The sequence below is a fragment of the Aestuariivirga sp. genome (assembly GCF_046093005.1).
In the GTDB taxonomy this organism is placed as follows: Bacteria; Pseudomonadota; Alphaproteobacteria; order Rhizobiales; family Aestuariivirgaceae; genus Aestuariivirga.
Genome location: NZ_JBJTER010000117.1, coordinates 1 through 15,970 on the forward strand (window position 1 = coordinate 1; position 15,970 = coordinate 15,970).

The window sequence follows — 15,970 nt, forward strand, 5'->3', positions numbered from 1 at the left end:
CTCAAGGCGGCGCTGACGGCGCACGGGTAGTTCCCCCGCCGCCGCAACGGCGGTAAACTGCCGGCCATGACGGGCAGCGCCGGTCCGCCGCCCGCGCGGGGGCGTAGCAATCGCGGCAGAAGCCGGCCATCGTGGCGCCGCCCGTCATGGCCGGCAGTTTACCGCCGTTGCGGCGGCGGGGGAACTACCCGTGCGCCGTCATCGCCGCCTTGAGCCGCGCGTCCACCGCGTCGAGGTAGCCCTCGGTGGAGAGCCAGCCCTGATCGGGGCCGACCAGCACCGCGAGATCCTTGGTCATCTGGCCGGACTCGATGGTGTCCACCACCGCCTTCTCGAGGGTTTCCGCGAAGTTCCGGAGCGCGGTGTTGCCGTCGAGCTTGGCGCGGTGCTTGAGGCCGCCGGTCCAGGCGAAGATCGAGGCGGCGGAGTTGGTCGAGGTCTGCTTGCCCTGCTGGTGCAGGCGGTAATGGCGGGTAACGGTGCCATGCGCGGCCTCGGCTTCCACCGTCTTGCCGTCGGGCGTCATCAACACCGAGGTCATCAGGCCGAGCGACCCGAAGCCCTGCGCCACCGTGTCGGACTGCACGTCGCCGTCATAGTTCTTGCAGGCCCAGACATAGCCGCCGGTCCATTTCAGCGCGGAGGCCACCATGTCGTCGATCAGCCGGTGCTCATAGGTCAGGCCCTTCCCGTCGAACGTGGCCTTGAACTCGGCGTCGAAAATCTCCTGGAAGATATCCTTGAAGCGGCCGTCATAGGCCTTGAGGATGGTGTTCTTGGTCGACAGATAAACCGGATAGTTGCGCATCAGCCCATAGTTGAAGGAGGCGCGCGCGAATTCGCGGATCGACTCGTCGAGATTATACATCGCCATGGCGACGCCAGCGCCCGGCGACTTGAACACTTCCTTTTCGATCACCGTGCCGTCTTCGCCCACGAACTTGATGGTCAGCGTGCCCTTGCCGGGGAAGGTGAAGTCGGTGGCGCGGTACTGGTCGCCGAAGGCATGGCGGCCGATGATGATGGGCTGCGTCCAGCCCGGCACCAGGCGCGGCACGTTGCGGCAGATGATCGGCTCGCGGAAGATGACGCCGCCCAGGATGTTGCGGATGGTGCCGTTGGGCGACTTCCACATCTGTTTGAGGCCGAATTCCTTCACCCGCGCCTCGTCGGGCGTGATGGTGGCGCATTTGACGCCGACGCCATATTTCTTGATCGCGTTGGCGGCGTCGACGGTCACCTGGTCATTGGTCTTGTCGCGGTACTCGACCGAGAGGTCGTAATAATGCAGGTCGATGTCGAGATAGGGCAGGATCAGCTTCTTCTTGATGAGGTCCCAGATGATGCGGGTCATCTCGTCGCCGTCGAGCTCGACGACAGGGTTCTGGACCTTGATCTTCGCCATGGGGAAAAGCCTTCCGTTTCAAACGCCTGATGATGTTGCGCGCCGCCTATAGCAGTCCCCCCGCCGGGCGGCAAATGCTCCGGAAGTCGAAGGCTGGACGGAACCGGCCCGCGCCGCTATTGCCTGCCGCCATGGCAGGAACCGACAAGACCAGGAATCAGCAGCTTGGGCCAGCACCCATCACGGTGCTGGTGAACCCGCAGCTGGGCGAGAACATCGGCACGGCGGCGCGCGCCATGGCCAATTTCGGCCTTCACGCGCTGCGCCTCGTCGACCCGCGGGATGGCTGGCCCAATGAAAAGGCGCTCACCTCGTCTTCCGGCGCAAACTGGATCATCGAGAACGCCACTGTCCACGCAACCCTCGAAGAAGCGCTGAAGGACACGCATTATGTCTATGCAACCACGGCGCGTCCGCGCGGCATGGTGAAGGAAGTGATCACGCCTGAACAGGCGGGCCATGACATGCGCGCCCGCATCGCCCGCGGCGAGAACCTCGCCATCCTGTTCGGGCGCGAGCGCACCGGCCTCACCAATGACGAGATCTCGCTCGCCGACGTGATCGTGACGGCGCCGGTGAACCCGGCCTTTGCCTCGCTCAACATCGCGCAGGCGGTGCTGCTCGTCGGCTATGAATGGTACAAGGACCAGGCGGAAACGCTGGGCCAGCAGACGCCGGAGCTTCCCGCACTCGCCGGCCCCGGCCTGCAGACGCCCGACACCAGACCCGCCACCAAGGAAGAGCTCTACGGCTTCCTCGGCCATCTGGAGGCCGAACTCGACGCCGCCGGCTTCTTCAAGACGGATGACAAGAAGCCCGGCATGCTGCGCAACATCCGCAACCTGTTCGCGCGCGCCGAACTGACGGAGCAGGAAGTGCGCTCGCTGCGCGGCATCGTCTCCTCGCTCACCCGCATGCATGAGCGCCGCCGCGAGGCCAGGGAGAAAGGCGAGGGATGAGCACCGGCCGCGTCCTGCTGTTCGATTCCGGCATGGGCGGGCTCACCGTGGCGCGCGCCGTGCGCCATGAGCTGCCTTTCGCGCATCTGGTCTATGCCGCGGACAACGCCGCCTTTCCCTATGGCGCCTGGGAAGAGGCGGCGCTGGTCGACCGCATTGTCATGGTGATGCGGCGGCTTATCGAAGAGGTGCAGCCAGACATCGCGGTGATCGCCTGCAACACCGCCTCCACGATCGCGCTCGCGCGGCTGCGCGAGACCTTCAAGGTGCCGTTCGTCGGCACCGTTCCGGCGATCAAGCCAGCCGCGGCACAGAGCAAGTCGGGAATCGTCGGCGTGCTGGCGACGCCGGGCACGGTGCGGCGCGAATACACCCATGGCCTGATCCAGAGCTTCGCCGCCCACTGCACCGTGAACCTTCATGGCGCGCCGCGTCTGGCTGAGATCGCCGAGCTGAAACTCAAGGGTGTGGCCGCGGACATTGACGAACTCAGGGCGGAAATTGCCCCGGTGTTCACCCAAGCGGAGGGCAAGCGCACCGATGTGGTGGTGCTTGGCTGCACGCATTATCCGCTGCTGGTTGACGAACTCGCCAGGGCCGAGCCCTGGGTGGTGCGCTATATCGATCCGGCCCCCGCCATCGCCCGGCGGGGGGCCGATGTGCTGGGCGGCGCGGCGCTCGCCGCGGCGGCGAAGCCAGTGCCGCCGCATAATGCCGTGCTGCTCACGTCCGCGCGGCAGGAGGCGGAAGACGCGCTTCCCGCCTATGCGAAGATGGGCTTTCACCTGCCGTACTTTCTCGGGCTGCCCGCTTGAAGCAGGCGGGTCCGCCGCCGTCAGCCTTTCGGCGGATTTGACGGTGCCGCCGCCCGGCCCTAACACCGGCTCGAAAACGAGGGAGCAGACCCATGCAGGACATCTTGGAAGCGCTCGAGGCCCGGCGCGCGCAGGCCCGGGCCGGCGGCGGCGGGAAGCGGGTGGCGGCGCAGCATGCCAAGGGCAAGCTCACGGCGCGCGAGCGGATCGCGCTTCTGCTCGACGAGGGCTCGTTTGAGGAGTTCGACATGTTCGTCGAGCACCGTTGCACCGATTTCGGCATGGAGGCGCGGAAGCTGCCCGGCGACGGCGTGGTCACCGGCTGGGGCACCGTTAATGGCCGCGTGGTCTATGTCTTCGCCAAGGACTTCACCGTGTTCGGCGGCTCGCTGTCGGAGGCGCATGCCCGCAAGATCACCAAGATCCAGGATATGGCGCTGCAGAACCGCGCGCCAATCGTCGGCCTGTTCGATGCCGGCGGCGCGCGCATTCAGGAGGGCGTCAACGCGTTGGGCGGCTATGGCGAGGTGTTCCAGCGCAATGTGCTGTCCTCGGGGGTTATTCCGCAGATTTCGGTGATCATGGGGCCTTGCGCCGGCGGCGATGTCTATTCTCCGGCGATGACCGATTTCATCTTCATGGTGCGCGACACGAGCTACATGTTCGTGACCGGCCCCGACGTGGTGAAGACGGTGACCAATGAGACGGTGACGGCGGAAGAGCTTGGCGGGGCTTCCGTCCACACCACCAAATCCTCGATCGCCGACAAGGCCTTCGAGAACGACGTCGAGGCGCTGTTGCAGATGCGCCGGTTGATCGATTTCCTGCCGTCCTCCAACACCGCCGCACTTCCCGAATTGCCGAGCTTCGATTCCGGCGCGCGGCTCGAGCCATCGCTCGACACGCTGATCCCCGCCAACCCCAACCAGCCCTATGACATGAAGGAACTGATCATCAAGCTTGCGGACGAGGGCGATTTCTTCGAAATCCAGGAGGCGCATGCCCGCAACATCGTCACTGGCTTCGCGCGCATCAATGGCCGCACGGTGGGGATCGTCGCCAACCAGCCGATGGTGCTGGCGGGTGTGCTCGACAGCGATGCCGGCCGCAAGGGTGCCCGCTTCGTGAGGTTCTGCGATTGCTTCAACATTCCGATCGTGACGCTGGTGGATGTGCCGGGCTTCCTGCCCGGCACGGCGCAGGAATATGGCGGCCTGATCAAGCATGGGGCGAAGCTGCTGTTCGCCTATGCCGAGGCCACCGTGCCGAAGATCACCGTCATCACCCGCAAGGCCTATGGCGGGGCCTATGTGGTGATGGCCTCGAAACATCTGCGCGGCGACGTCAATTATGCCTGGCCCACCGCCGAGATCGCGGTGATGGGGTCCAAAGGCGCGGCCGAGATCATCTACCGCGCCGAACTGGGCGATACGCCGGAAATCCAGTCGCGCATCAAGGATTACGAGGCGCGTTTCGCCAATCCCTTCGTCGCCGCAGAGCGCGGCTATCTGGACGAAGTCATCATGCCGCATTCGACGAGGAAGAGGGTGGCGCGCGCCCTCAACATGCTGCGCCACAAGGAATTGGCCAATCCGTGGAAGAAGCACGACAACATTCCGCTATAGGACAAGAGCCGGCCTGATTGAGACTGAGGGGTTCAGGCGCCCTGGCTCAGCGAACAGCGTCCTTCGGCTTCGCACCAGGAGCGGCGGAGGCCTCGGCATGCGCCGTCTTCCTGTTCCGCAGCACATGTTCGTGCTGGGCGTCATAGAGCGCGGAGTCGCGGAAATCCTGTGCGCCCAGAACCGGCCCCACCAGGATCAGCGCGGTCCGCGTGAGCTTTGCGGCGCGCACCTTGGCGGCGATTGTTGAGAGCGTGCCGCGGATGATCGCCTGGTCCGGCCAGGTGATGCGGTAGGCGACGATCACCGGGCAATCGGCGCCGTAATGCGGGGTGAGCGCCCTTTCCACATAGGCGAGGTTGCGGATCGACAGATGGATCGCCAGCGTGGCGCGGGAGCGGCCCAGCTCTTCGAGCGTTTCGCCGGGCGGCATGGCGGAGGCCTGCATGGCGGTGCGGGTGAGGATCACCGTCTGGGCGATTTCGGGAAGCGTGAATTCGGCCTTGAGCTCGGCGGCGGCCGCCGCGTAGGCGGGCACGCCGGGCGTCACGTCATAGGCGATGCCGAGCCTGTCCAGCCGCCGCATCTGTTCGGCGATGGCCCCATAAAGCGAGGGATCGCCTGAATGCACGCGCGCCACGACCTGGCCTTTCGCATGCGCCGCGGCGATCTCGGTGATGATCTCGTGGAGCGTCATCGGGGCGGTATCGCGCACCACGGCGCCGGGCGGCGCGGCCTTGACGATCTCTTCGGGCACCAGCGAGCCGGCATAGAGGCACACCGGGCAGGACTGGATGAGCCGCAATCCGCGCAGCGTGATCAGGTCCGGCGCGCCGGGTCCGGCGCCGATGAAGTGAACGGTCATTCCGCTGCCTCTCTTTTTTTGGCATAGCCGCGCGGCGTATAGGCGTAGGTGCGGCCGTCGCCGCGGCGGTAGGCGCTGGATTGCGATGAACCCACCATCACCAGCGTCAGCATGTCGATCGCCGCGGCATCGACCTCGGCAAGCGGCAGGATCGTCACCTTTTCTTCCGGGCGGCCAAGGTTGCTGGCGATCACCACCGGCGTAGCGGCGGGGCGGTGGGCCCTGAGAATGGCCAGCGCCTCATCCAGCTGGCCGCGGCGCTTGAGCGAGCGCGGATTGTAGAAAGCGGTTACGAAATCAGCTTCCGCGGCGGCCCGCACGCGGCGCACGATCGCCTCCCACGGGGTGAGCAGGTCGGAGAGCGAGATGCAGCAGAAATCATGGCCGATCATGGCGCCGGCCCGCGCCGCCGCCGCCTGGAAAGCCGAGATGCCGGGCATGACGCTGACGGCAATGCGCGAAGGCTCGAGCGCCAGCACCTCATGCACCAGCGCCGCCATGGCATAGATGCCGGCATCGCCCGAGCAGATGAGCGCCACATGATGGCCTTGCGCGGCAAGTGCGATGGCGTGGCGCACGCGGTCTTCCTCCGCTCCCAGCGGAAAGCGGTGTTCGCGCTGGCCGTTTCGCAGGTCGGCGACAAGATCGAGGTAGAGGCCGTAGCCCACCCAGTCTTCCGCTTCCGTCAGGCAAGCCACTGCTTCCGGCGTGCGCCAGATGTCAGCACCGGGGCCGATCCCCACCACGTCGAGACGCCCCTGCGCCCGGCCCGGCAGGCTGAGGATTGGTTCCGGCGCCATGGCGATGGCGCAGGTGCCGCGTGCCGAGCGGGTCTTTTCGGCAATCAGGATTGACTCCGGTCCCGCCGCTGCCAAGGCGGCGGCCTCGGCAACACCGGCAACACCCACTTCCCGCGCGACGATGCCGGAGGGGTTGCGCAGCCGCGGCGTTTCGTTGGCCAGTTCCGCGGCGGTGAAGAAACGCGCCGGCACGCCGAAATGCCGGGCCACGGCATGCACCGCGGCTTCGTCCTCCTTGAGGTCGAGCGAGGCCACGGCGGCCAGCGCGGCGGGTGCGAGGCTGTGGTCGGCCATCACCTTGTCCGCGAGGCCGATCAGTTCCGCGGGCTCCGTGTGGCGCTCGCAGCCAAGCCCCAGGATGAGCGAGCGCGGATGATAGACGAGCAAGCGCTCGCTGCCGTCCACATCATGCGAGGTCACTTTCAGCGTGACGCCATCGAAGCCCTCACGCCCTGCGGCAATGTCGGCCTGCGGAAACGGCGATGGCCCGCCATCGAGCGCCAACGCGGCGCCGTTGAGCAAGGCGGCGGTTGCCGCTTTCATGTGCCGCGGATTGGCGAGGCTGAAGCCCGGTGCGGGGTCGTCAAGCGCCAGCCCGAAGCGCACTTCGCTGGCCGTCGTCACGGCCGCGTGGCCGCCGGTGAGTGCGGCGATGCGGCGGGCCAGCGCATTGGCGCCATGGTGGCCGCCGAGCAGTGGCACCGCCGTTGACCCGTCCTCGGCCAGCGCGATGACCGGCGGCTCGGCGCGCTTGTCCTTGAGATGGGGGCTGAGCGCCCGGATCAGAATGCCCGCCGCGCACAGCCCGATAATGGCGCGGCCTTCCTGGAACAAAAAGCCAAGATGCTGGGTGGCCTTCGCATAGCGGTGGTCGCCGCCCGCCACGCAAGCGGGCGTATGGATTTCGGCGCCGAGCGGCTCTTTCAGCTTCACGGCCAGCGGCAGCGCCGAGGCGCCGAGCACGAACAGCACTGGCTTCATCATGTCACCGCCCCCGTCAGCACAAGCACCGTCGAGAAATAGGGGATGGCGTCTTCCTCCACCTCCTCGAGTGCCACGATCCGCTCGTCCGTGTGGCTCGCCTTGATGACGACATGGGCATGGGCCTGGAGGCCGAGCATGCGGATAATGCTCCGTACACGTCCGAAATGGCGGCCCGCCTTGATGATCGCGGCGCTTTCCGCCGTCATCAGCTCGTCGCGGAGCCGGTCATCGGGCAGCGTGGCGGGCAGCACCTTCACCACCGCATTGCGCGCCGAAAGCGGCTGGCCAAGTGCGGCGGCGGATGCGGTCATCGCGGTAACGCCGGGGATCACGGCGCAGCGGTAGCGGGGGCTGAGCCTTTCGAACACATACATGAAGCTGCCGTAGAAGAACGGATCGCCCTCGCACAGCATCACAACGTCCTGGCCCTGGTCGAGTTCGGCGGCGATCGCCGCCGCGCCCTTGTCATAGGCCTTCTCGCCGGGGCCGCGTTCGGTCAGCATCGGCATGTCGATCACGATGTGGCGCGCGCTGTCCGGCACATAGGGGCGGGCGATGGCGAGCGCGGTCGACTCGCGCCCCGCCGCGGCGAGATAGGCGATGACCGGCGCCTGTGAGATAAGCCGCATCGCCTTGACCGTCACGAGTTCCGGATCGCCGGGGCCGACGCCGACGCCGGAGAGCGTGCCCCGCGCGCTCACCATGGCTTCACCGTCCGCCACTGCGTCACCGCCATGCGCGGCTTCATGGCCCGGAGCCGCCCGACCTCGCCCAGCTGCGAAACCTCGATGCGCACAACCTCGCCGCCGTGCGTCTCCTGCAAGTCGAACAGCGCGATTTCGCCATCCACCGTCACCGTGTTGGCGGCCAGGCGGCCGCCGGGCTTCAGCGCCGCCCACACTGTCTCGAACAGCCCGGGCGTTCCAAGTCCGCCGCCGATGAAGGCGGCATCGGGCGCTGGCTGGCCCGCTAGGCTGGCGGGCGCTTCCCCGGCCACCACCCGCAAGCGCGGCGTTCCCAGCGCATCGGCATTGGCGGCGATCATCGCGCGGCGTTCGGCGGAAGTTTCGAAGGCGATCGCCGCACAGCCGCGCGCCGCGCGCATCCATTCGATAGCGATTGATCCGCAGCCAGCGCCCACGTCCCACAACAGCTGGTCCGGGGCGGGGCTCAGTGCGGCGAGTGTCGCGGCGCGCACCTCGCGCTTGGTCATCTGGCCGTCATGGCGGAAAGCATCATCGGGAAGACCCGCCAGCCGCGACAGGACGCGCGCCCCCGCCGCCGCCACGCAGCGGATGGCCAGCGTGTTGAGGTCGGAATAGCTGCGGGCAGGGGCCGCCGCGGCGGTGAATGAGGAGACCTGCTCGCGCGCGCCCCCCATGTTTTCGAGCACCGTCACCTCGCTTCCGCCGAAGCCGCGCCCCGTCAGGCGGCGGGCAACTTCCGCAATGGTCGCGGCGTCGGCGGTGAGCGCAATCAGCCGCGCCGCGGGCTGGATGAAAGGCTCGAGATGCGCGGCGTCGCGGCCATGCAGGGTGAGCGTGTCGCAATCGGGAAGCGACCAGCCCATGCGCGCCGCCGCCAGCGCGAAGGCGGAAAGATGCGGCACGATTTCCATCTCTGTGAAAGGAATGAATTCCATGAGCTTGCGCGCCACGCCATAATTCATGGGGTCGCCGGTGGCCAGCACCACCGTGGCGCGGCCACGGAGCGGCTTGATGCGCTCAACGACCGCCGCGAAGGGCTGCGGCCATTCATGGCGTTCGGCGGTGATGGCGGGCAGCATGGCCAGCAGCCGCGATGATCCCACCACCGCGTCCGCCTGTTCGATGGCGAGCCGCGCCCGGGCGGAGAGGCCTTCCCAGCCATCCTCGCCCATGCCCACGATGGTGAGCCACCTCGTCACTGCGCCCCCAGCGTCAGCGCGTTGACGGCGGCCGCCGCCATGGCCGAGCCGCCGCGGCGCCCCAGAAGCGTGGCATAGGCAATGCCGCGCGGGTTCGCCACCAGTTCGGCCTTGGATTCGGCGGCGCCCACGAAGCCCACCGGGAATGCCACGATGGCGGCGGGCTTCGGCGCGCCTCTGTCAATGGCTTCGAGCAGCGCGAACAGCGCGGTGGGCGCGTTGCCGATCACCGCGATGGCGCCGTCGAGATAAGGCCCCCAGAGCGTCACCGCCGCGGCGGAACGGGTGGTGCCTGATTGCGCCGCCAGCGCGGCGGTCCGGCTGTCATTCAGTGTGCAGATGATATTGGCCGGCGCGCCGGTCAGGCCGTGGCGCAGCATGTCCGAGTCGGCGAGGATCGGCTTGCCCGCCTCGAGGGCGGCTTTCGCCGCAGCCACGAAACCCTCCGAAATGCGCAAGTCGGCGGCGATTTCCGGCATGCCGCAGGCATGGATCACGCGCACCGCAACCGGCTCCGCATCGGCGGGAAAATGTGACACGTCGGCCTCCGCCCGGATGATTTCGAAGGAGCGGCGGTAAATGTCGCGGGGATCGCGGAGATAGGCCGTCACTTCTTCAGCATGCTCCGGGGGCCGAGCGGATGGTCGGCATGCGGGTAGGGGGCATGGGTATGGTCATGTCCATGATCATGGCCATGATCGTGATCATGCCCGTGATGATGGTGATGGTGCGGGGCGCCACCCAGCAGCCTGTCTGGGTCGACGGCCAGCACCTTGCGCGGCATGGTCTTGCACAGGCCGTTGCACACGCCATCGCAATAGCTGCAGTCCTCGGCGGTTCCGATCCCTTCCACATGGTGGTGGTGGCTTTCCTGCACCGCGCCCACCTCGGCCTCGAAGCCCAGAACCTGGGTGCGGTACTTGCACATCTGGCAGTTCATGGCGATGTCGCCGGTGAGGATCTGCGAAATGCGCTCCTCGAAGGTGGCGATCACCTGCGGATGATCGTTGAGATAGGGCGCTTTCAGGAATTCCAGTTCCGGGTGGCGCTCGGCCACCTTGTCGACGGCGCTGTAGATGCGGTCCACCAGAATGCCGGTGAACAGGAAGTAGGGAAACACCACGATGCGCCGGTAGCCAAGCCTTGCCGCGTGTTCGAGTGCCGGTTCAACCAGCGGGAAGGTGACGCCGGAATAGGCGGTCTCCGCCCAGCCGAAACCGAAACCTTCCCACAACAGCCGCGTGACCTTTGCGACGTTGGAATTGGCGTCGGGGTCGGAGGCGCCGCGGCCCACCACGACCAGCAGGGTTTCATGCTTGGGAACGTCCCGGCTCGCATGGTCCAGCGCTTCCTGCACGCGGTCGGCGGCGGCGCGCATCATCTTGGGGTCGATGCCGAGCTCCTTGCCGTAATCGATGCGCAGGCCGTTGGCGGCGGCATAGGTGTTGAGCACCGAGGGACTGTCGTTCTTGGCGTGGCCCGCCGCGAACAGCATGCCGGGCACGGCGAGCACGCGGGTGACGCCTTCCTCCTTCAGCCGGTCGAGCCCGGTGCGGATGATCGGCGTTGCGAATTCGAGATAGCCGTATTCGACGGGGTGCTGCGGCATGCGCTGCTTGAGGTGGTCCGCCAGAACGGCGAATTCCTTCACCGCCTGCGTGTCGCGGCTGCCGTGGCCGCACAGCATGACACCGAGTTTTTCCGCCATGATCCTGCCTTCCTCAATGCAGGTCCCCGGGCGAGGCCCGGTCCGGAAGGCAGCTCCGGCCTTGGCCCCGCATTGGGTCAGCCGCACCGGAAGTGACTTTCAGTCCCGTCTCTGGGGACGCTGCGAAACCTCACTGCTAGTCGCCGGAGAGGAGGCGGTCAAGCCGCGCCGCGGCAAGCCCATCCCGGGGGCCACACCGCCGCGGCGCTGGCCAACGACGTGAATCTGATCCGTAAGCCCGTGAAGCCCGCCGCGCTCCGCGCCGCCATGGCGCATGTGGCGCTCAGGGCCGAGGCCTGAGCCGGCGGGGATTTCGATCCGGGCACGGACAGCCTCTTGACGGGGCCACGATTGGCGCGTAATCACTGCCGCCATGAACAGCATTCTCGTAGTAGGACCGCGCGGCGCCGGGGAGGCTTAAGCCTCCAGGATCTGGTGGTGCTGCGCGGAAAACAGGCTCCCTCGGGGGCCTTTTTTATTGCCTTTGAATGTTGCTTCGGTGACGGGACGGAAAAGTGAAAGAGGTTGGACATGGCCACGAATGAGATGAGCGGCGCGGAAATCGTGCTGAAGGCGCTGCAGGATCAGGGGGTCGAACATGTGTTCGGCTATCCGGGCGGCGCGGTGCTGCCGATCTATGACGAGATCTTCCAGCAGGAAAAGGTGAAGCACATTCTGGTCCGCCACGAGCAGGGGGCCACCCATGCCGCCGAAGGCTATGCCCGCTCCACCGGCAAATGTGGCGTGGTGCTGGTCACGTCGGGCCCCGGCGCCACCAATGCGGTGACCGGCCTCACCGACGCGCTGATGGACTCGATCCCCATGGTCTGCATCACCGGCCAGGTGCCCACCCATCTCATCGGCAATGACGCCTTCCAGGAATGCGACACGGTGGGCATCACCCGGCCCTGCACCAAGCACAATTACCTGGTGAAGGACGTGAACGACCTCGCCCGCATCATGCATGAGGCCTTCTATGTGGCGACCCATGGCCGCCCCGGCCCGGTGGTGGTCGATATTCCGAAGGACGTGCAGTTCGCCAAGGGCCGCTATGTTGGCCCCAAGAACATCGAGCACAAGACTTACCGGCCGCGCGTGAAGCCGGACCAGAACGCCATCCGCGCCGCGGCCGAGCTCATCGCGTCCGCCAAGCGGCCGGTGCTCTATACGGGCGGCGGCGTCATCAATTCGGGTCCCACGGCCTCGAAGCTTCTGCGCGATTTCGTGGAGATGACCAACATCCCCATCACCTCGACGCTGATGGGGCTCGGCGCCTATCCGGCGAGCGGCAAGAACTGGCTCGGCATGCTGGGCATGCACGGCATGTATGAAGCCAACATGGCCATGCATGACTGCGACGTCATGATCAATGTGGGTGCCCGCTTCGATGACCGCATCACCGGCCGGCTCAATGCCTTCTCGCCCAATTCGAAGAAGATCCACATCGACATCGACCCATCCTCGATCAACAAGACGGTGCGCGCCGACATTCCCGTGGTGGCCGACGTGGCGCACGCGCTGGAAGACCTGATCCGCGTGTGGAAATCAAAGTCGCTTTCGCTCGACAAGAAGGCGCTCGACGCCTGGTGGAAGCAGATCGACGGCTGGCGGGCGCGCGATTGCCTCAAATACCGCAAGAACCCGGACGTGATCATGCCGCAATATGCGATCGAGCGGCTGTATGAGCTGACCAAGCACCGCGACACTTACATCACCACCGAGGTGGGCCAGCACCAGATGTGGGCGGCGCAGTTCTACCGCTTCGAGGAACCGAACCGCTGGATGACCTCGGGCGGGCTCGGCACCATGGGCTATGGGCTTCCCGCCGCGGTGGGCGTGCAGCAGGCGCATCCCAAATCGCTGGTGATCGACATCGCCGGCGATGCCTCAGTGCTGATGACCATGCAGGAGATGTCCACCGCCATCCAGTATGACCTGCCGGTCAAGATCTTCATCCTCAACAACCAGTACATGGGCATGGTGCGGCAGTGGCAGCAGCTGTTGCACGGCAACCGGCTGTCGCATTCCTACACGGAGGCGCTCCCTGATTTCGTGAAGCTGGCGGAGGCCTATGGCTGCGTGGGCATCAGGGCGACGAAGCCCGCCGAGCTCGACGGCGCCATCAGGGAGATGATCGACACGCCGCGCCCGGTGCTGTTCGACTGCCGGGTGGCCAATCTCGCCAATTGCTTCCCGATGATCCCGTCGGGCAAGGCGCATAACGAGATGCTGATGGGCGAGGACGTGCCCGACGAGGAAGTGGGCTCGGCGATCGACGCCAAGGGCAAGATGCTGGTGTGAGGAGATAGACCATGAACGCGCAACTTCAGCCCTCGGGCTCCGCCTATTTCATCGAAACCACGAAGCCGCCGGTGGAAACCCACGCGCTGGCGGTGATCGTCGATAACGAGCCGGGCGTGCTGGCCAGGGTCATCGGCCTGTTCTCGGGCCGCGGCTACAATATCGACTCGCTCACGGTGTCCGAGACCCAGCATGAAAAGCACGTCTCGCGCATCACCATCGTGACTAGCGGCACGCCCTCGGTGATCGAGCAGATCAAATCGCAGCTCGAACGCCTGGTGCCGGTGCATTCCGTGGCGGACCTGACGGTGCAAGGGAATTCCATCACCCGCGAACTGGCCATGGTGAAGGTGGCGGGCACCGGCGAGAAGCGGGTGGAAGCCCTGCGCCTCGCGGACGCCTTCCGCGCCCGGGTGATCGACGCGGGAACCACAAGCTTCATCTTCGAGATCACCGGCAAGACCGACAAGGTGGAGCAGTTCATCGCCCTGATGGTGCCGCTGGGCCTCGTCGAAGTGGCGCGCACCGGTGTAGCCGGCATTACGCGCGGGCCGGAGGGGATGAAGGTTTAGGTGAACATGATTATGCTACGGGATAGCTACGTTAGCCATTGTGCCACAGCGCAAGGGCGACCGGGGCCAACTCCGAGCCCGTAGGCATCGACCCTAACGGCAGCTCTGCAGCAGCCGGAACCGGCCAGCTGGGCGACGCGCTGCCAGTTATCCCGGAGGGCGGCCAGCTCGACGATGGGAACCGCGCCGGCAACGTTTTGCGATGTTGAAGTCAGTGGCAGTCTTTTTTAGCGAAAGGCTGCCATGGGAAACGGCAGGCGTAGGACCAAGGCTGGGAGATGGAGCGGCGGCTCTGAGGTCAGCGAGATGCAGGTAGCTCACGAGGAATGTTGTCAGTCCCACATACAAGTTTCTCTGCCCTTGTCGCGAAGGACGAAGGGTGGGGGCTAGGCTGACGTCGATCGAAACGGAAGGCCATAGCCGAAACTGCAATTTAGCAGGATCAAATCACCATCCCATCACACCTGCTAGTGGCAGCTGCCAGGTCGTTACTGTTCTTGTGCATCTTGCGTTCTCGCGGCTCAGGCCATCAGCAAAATGCAGTGTCGAAGGCATATAGGACTCTCTTTCCAAGTTTGTGCGTCCTGCTGGCTTCTTCGATTGTTGTCCTTCGTATGCCGGCGTGAGCAAAATCATGTCTCCAATCAAGCAACTGCTCATAGGAATCCACAATATTTCCATGAGCTTTCTCCAAAAGAGCGGTTTTTCTTCGATTGATAACGTACAGAATCTTTCGCACTTTTCAAAACGGGTGGCTTCTTTCACATTGAAGGAGGAAAGAGGCTATGAAGGAAGAGAACGAAGGCAGACCGATGGGGCAAGTCATCAAGATCGATGAAGCCAGGATCCGCGACCACCTCGGCGAGATGGTCCGTGGAACGGTGGAGGAGACGCTGAACGCGATGCTCGATGCCGAGGCGGACGAGCTGTGTGGGGCTGGGCGCTACCAGCGCAGCGCCGACCGGGTCGATACCCGGGCCGGCAGCTATGACCGGACGCTGCATACGCCGGCCGGGGAAGTGAAGCTGAAGGTTCCGAAGCTGCGCCGGCAGGTCTTTGAAACGGCGATCATCGAGCGCTACCGGCGCCGAGAGGCGTCTGTCGAGGAATCGCTGATCGAGATGTACCTGGCCGGTGTATCCGTCAGGCGCGTGGAGGACATCACCGAGGCGCTGTGGGGCACCCGTGTGAGCCCCGCCACGGTCTCGAACCTGAACAAGAAGATCTACGCCAAGATCGATGTCTGGCGGAACCGTGCCATCACGGGCGAGCATCCCTATCTGTACCTCGACGGCATTGTGATGAAGCGCAGCTGGGCGGGGGAGGTCCGCAATGTCTCCTTGCTGGTGGCAAGTGCCGTCAATACCGAGGGTTTCCGGGAGATCCTGGGGATTTGCGAGGGGGCCAAGGAGGACAAATCTGGCTGGTCCGCCTTTCTCCGCCACCTGGTCGAGCGCGGCCTCAAGGGGGTGAGGCTGATCATTTCCGACGCCTGCCGCAGCCTCGTGGAAAGCGCCGCCGAGTATCTGCCAGACGCCCGGTGGCAGAGGTGCATGGTTCATTTTTACCGCAACGTGTTCAGCCATGTTCCCGCAACCAGGGTACGAGACGTGAGCCACATGCTGAAGGCGATCCATGCCCAGGAGAGCCGCACGTCAGCCGACGAGAAGGCGAAGGCCATCATCGCCGAACTGAGGCTCTTGAAGATGGGCAAGGCCGCCGACTTGGTCGAACAGTCTGTGCACGAGACCCTGGCCTATTACGCCTTCCCTGACATCCACTGGCACAAGATCAGGACCAACAATCCGCTGGAGCGCATCATGCGGGAGATACGGCGTCGGACACGTGTGGTTGGAGCTTTCCCGGACGGGCAATCCTGCCTCAATCTTGCAGCAGCCCGGCTGCGGCACATAGCGGGGACCCAGTGGTCAACGAAACGGTACATGAACATGCGGCCTCTGTTTCAGGCCGACGAAAACCCAACCGAAGCCGCCGTGGCTTGAAAAAATGTGCGAAAGAATCTGGACACTGCC

The 15,970-nt window shown here is 65.4% G+C and carries 13 protein-coding genes; 6 read left to right on the plus strand and 7 right to left on the minus strand.

The features are described 5' to 3' along the window. Positions 1–184: 184 nt before the first annotated feature. The gene (locus ACKOED_RS10135) at positions 185–1,405 is read right to left on the minus strand and encodes an NADP-dependent isocitrate dehydrogenase (protein ID WP_408916472.1); all 1,221 of its coding nucleotides are present in this window, start codon (positions 1,403–1,405) and stop codon (positions 185–187) included. 131 nt (positions 1,406–1,536) lie between these two features. Between ACKOED_RS10135 and ACKOED_RS10140 the strand changes: the two genes are divergently transcribed. The 3 genes from ACKOED_RS10140 (at position 1,537) to ACKOED_RS10150 (ending at position 4,804) form a co-directional block, all read left to right on the plus strand. Continuing rightward, positions 1,537–2,364, plus strand: a complete 828-nt coding sequence (locus ACKOED_RS10140; protein WP_408916473.1) for an RNA methyltransferase — start codon at positions 1,537–1,539, stop codon at positions 2,362–2,364. Then, a complete protein-coding gene (murI, locus tag ACKOED_RS10145) occupies positions 2,361–3,179 on the plus strand; it encodes a glutamate racemase (protein ID WP_408916474.1) in 819 nt (272 codons plus the stop codon). Before ACKOED_RS10140 ends, murI begins: the two co-directional genes overlap by 4 nt. Positions 3,180–3,271: 92 nt before the next feature. After that, positions 3,272–4,804, plus strand: coding sequence for an acyl-CoA carboxylase subunit beta (locus ACKOED_RS10150; protein ID WP_408916475.1), 1,533 nt, complete (start codon positions 3,272–3,274; stop codon positions 4,802–4,804). Positions 4,805–4,850: 46 nt separating this feature from the next. On the opposite strand, the gene cobM is transcribed toward ACKOED_RS10150, so the two are convergent. From cobM to ACKOED_RS10180, 6 genes are read right to left on the minus strand one after another with little or no spacing between them, the layout of a single operon-like run. Next, positions 4,851–5,666: a precorrin-4 C(11)-methyltransferase gene (gene cobM, locus ACKOED_RS10155; protein WP_408916476.1), complete on the minus strand. Its 816-nt coding sequence runs from the start codon at positions 5,664–5,666 to the stop codon at positions 4,851–4,853. After that, on the minus strand, positions 5,663–7,450 hold the full coding sequence (cobJ, locus tag ACKOED_RS10160; RefSeq protein ID WP_408916477.1) for a precorrin-3B C(17)-methyltransferase: 1,788 nt from the start codon (positions 7,448–7,450) through the stop codon (positions 5,663–5,665). The genes cobM and cobJ overlap by 4 nt, the downstream gene beginning before the upstream one ends. Beyond that, a complete protein-coding gene (cobI, locus tag ACKOED_RS10165) occupies positions 7,447–8,172 on the minus strand; it encodes a precorrin-2 C(20)-methyltransferase (protein WP_408916478.1) in 726 nt (241 codons plus the stop codon). Before cobI ends, cobJ begins: the two co-directional genes overlap by 4 nt. Next, entirely contained in the window at positions 8,148–9,356 is a 1,209-nt protein-coding gene (gene cbiE / locus ACKOED_RS10170; RefSeq protein WP_408916479.1) for a precorrin-6y C5,15-methyltransferase (decarboxylating) subunit CbiE, read from the minus strand. The genes cobI and cbiE overlap by 25 nt, the downstream gene beginning before the upstream one ends. Next, positions 9,353–9,967: a precorrin-8X methylmutase gene (locus ACKOED_RS10175; RefSeq protein ID WP_408916480.1), complete on the minus strand. Its 615-nt coding sequence runs from the start codon at positions 9,965–9,967 to the stop codon at positions 9,353–9,355. The genes cbiE and ACKOED_RS10175 overlap by 4 nt, the downstream gene beginning before the upstream one ends. After that, positions 9,964–11,064: a sirohydrochlorin chelatase gene (locus ACKOED_RS10180; protein WP_408916481.1), complete on the minus strand. Its 1,101-nt coding sequence runs from the start codon at positions 11,062–11,064 to the stop codon at positions 9,964–9,966. Before ACKOED_RS10180 ends, ACKOED_RS10175 begins: the two co-directional genes overlap by 4 nt. 531 nt (positions 11,065–11,595) lie before the next feature. Here ACKOED_RS10180 and ACKOED_RS10185 point away from each other — a divergent pair. From ACKOED_RS10185 to ACKOED_RS10195, 3 genes are all read left to right on the plus strand, one after another. Then, complete coding sequence (locus tag ACKOED_RS10185; RefSeq protein ID WP_408916482.1) at positions 11,596–13,365, plus strand: acetolactate synthase 3 large subunit; 1,770 nt, start codon at positions 11,596–11,598, stop codon at positions 13,363–13,365. Between the two features lie 11 nt (positions 13,366–13,376). Continuing rightward, positions 13,377–13,937, plus strand: a complete 561-nt coding sequence (ilvN, locus tag ACKOED_RS10190) for an acetolactate synthase small subunit (protein ID WP_408916483.1) — start codon at positions 13,377–13,379, stop codon at positions 13,935–13,937. An 812-nt stretch (positions 13,938–14,749) separates the two neighbouring features. Continuing rightward, positions 14,750–15,940 carry an IS256 family transposase gene (locus ACKOED_RS10195; RefSeq protein ID WP_408916484.1) on the plus strand — a complete coding sequence of 397 codons (1,191 nt, stop codon included), beginning with the start codon at positions 14,750–14,752 and terminating at the stop codon, positions 15,938–15,940. Positions 15,941–15,970: the final 30 nt, after the last annotated feature.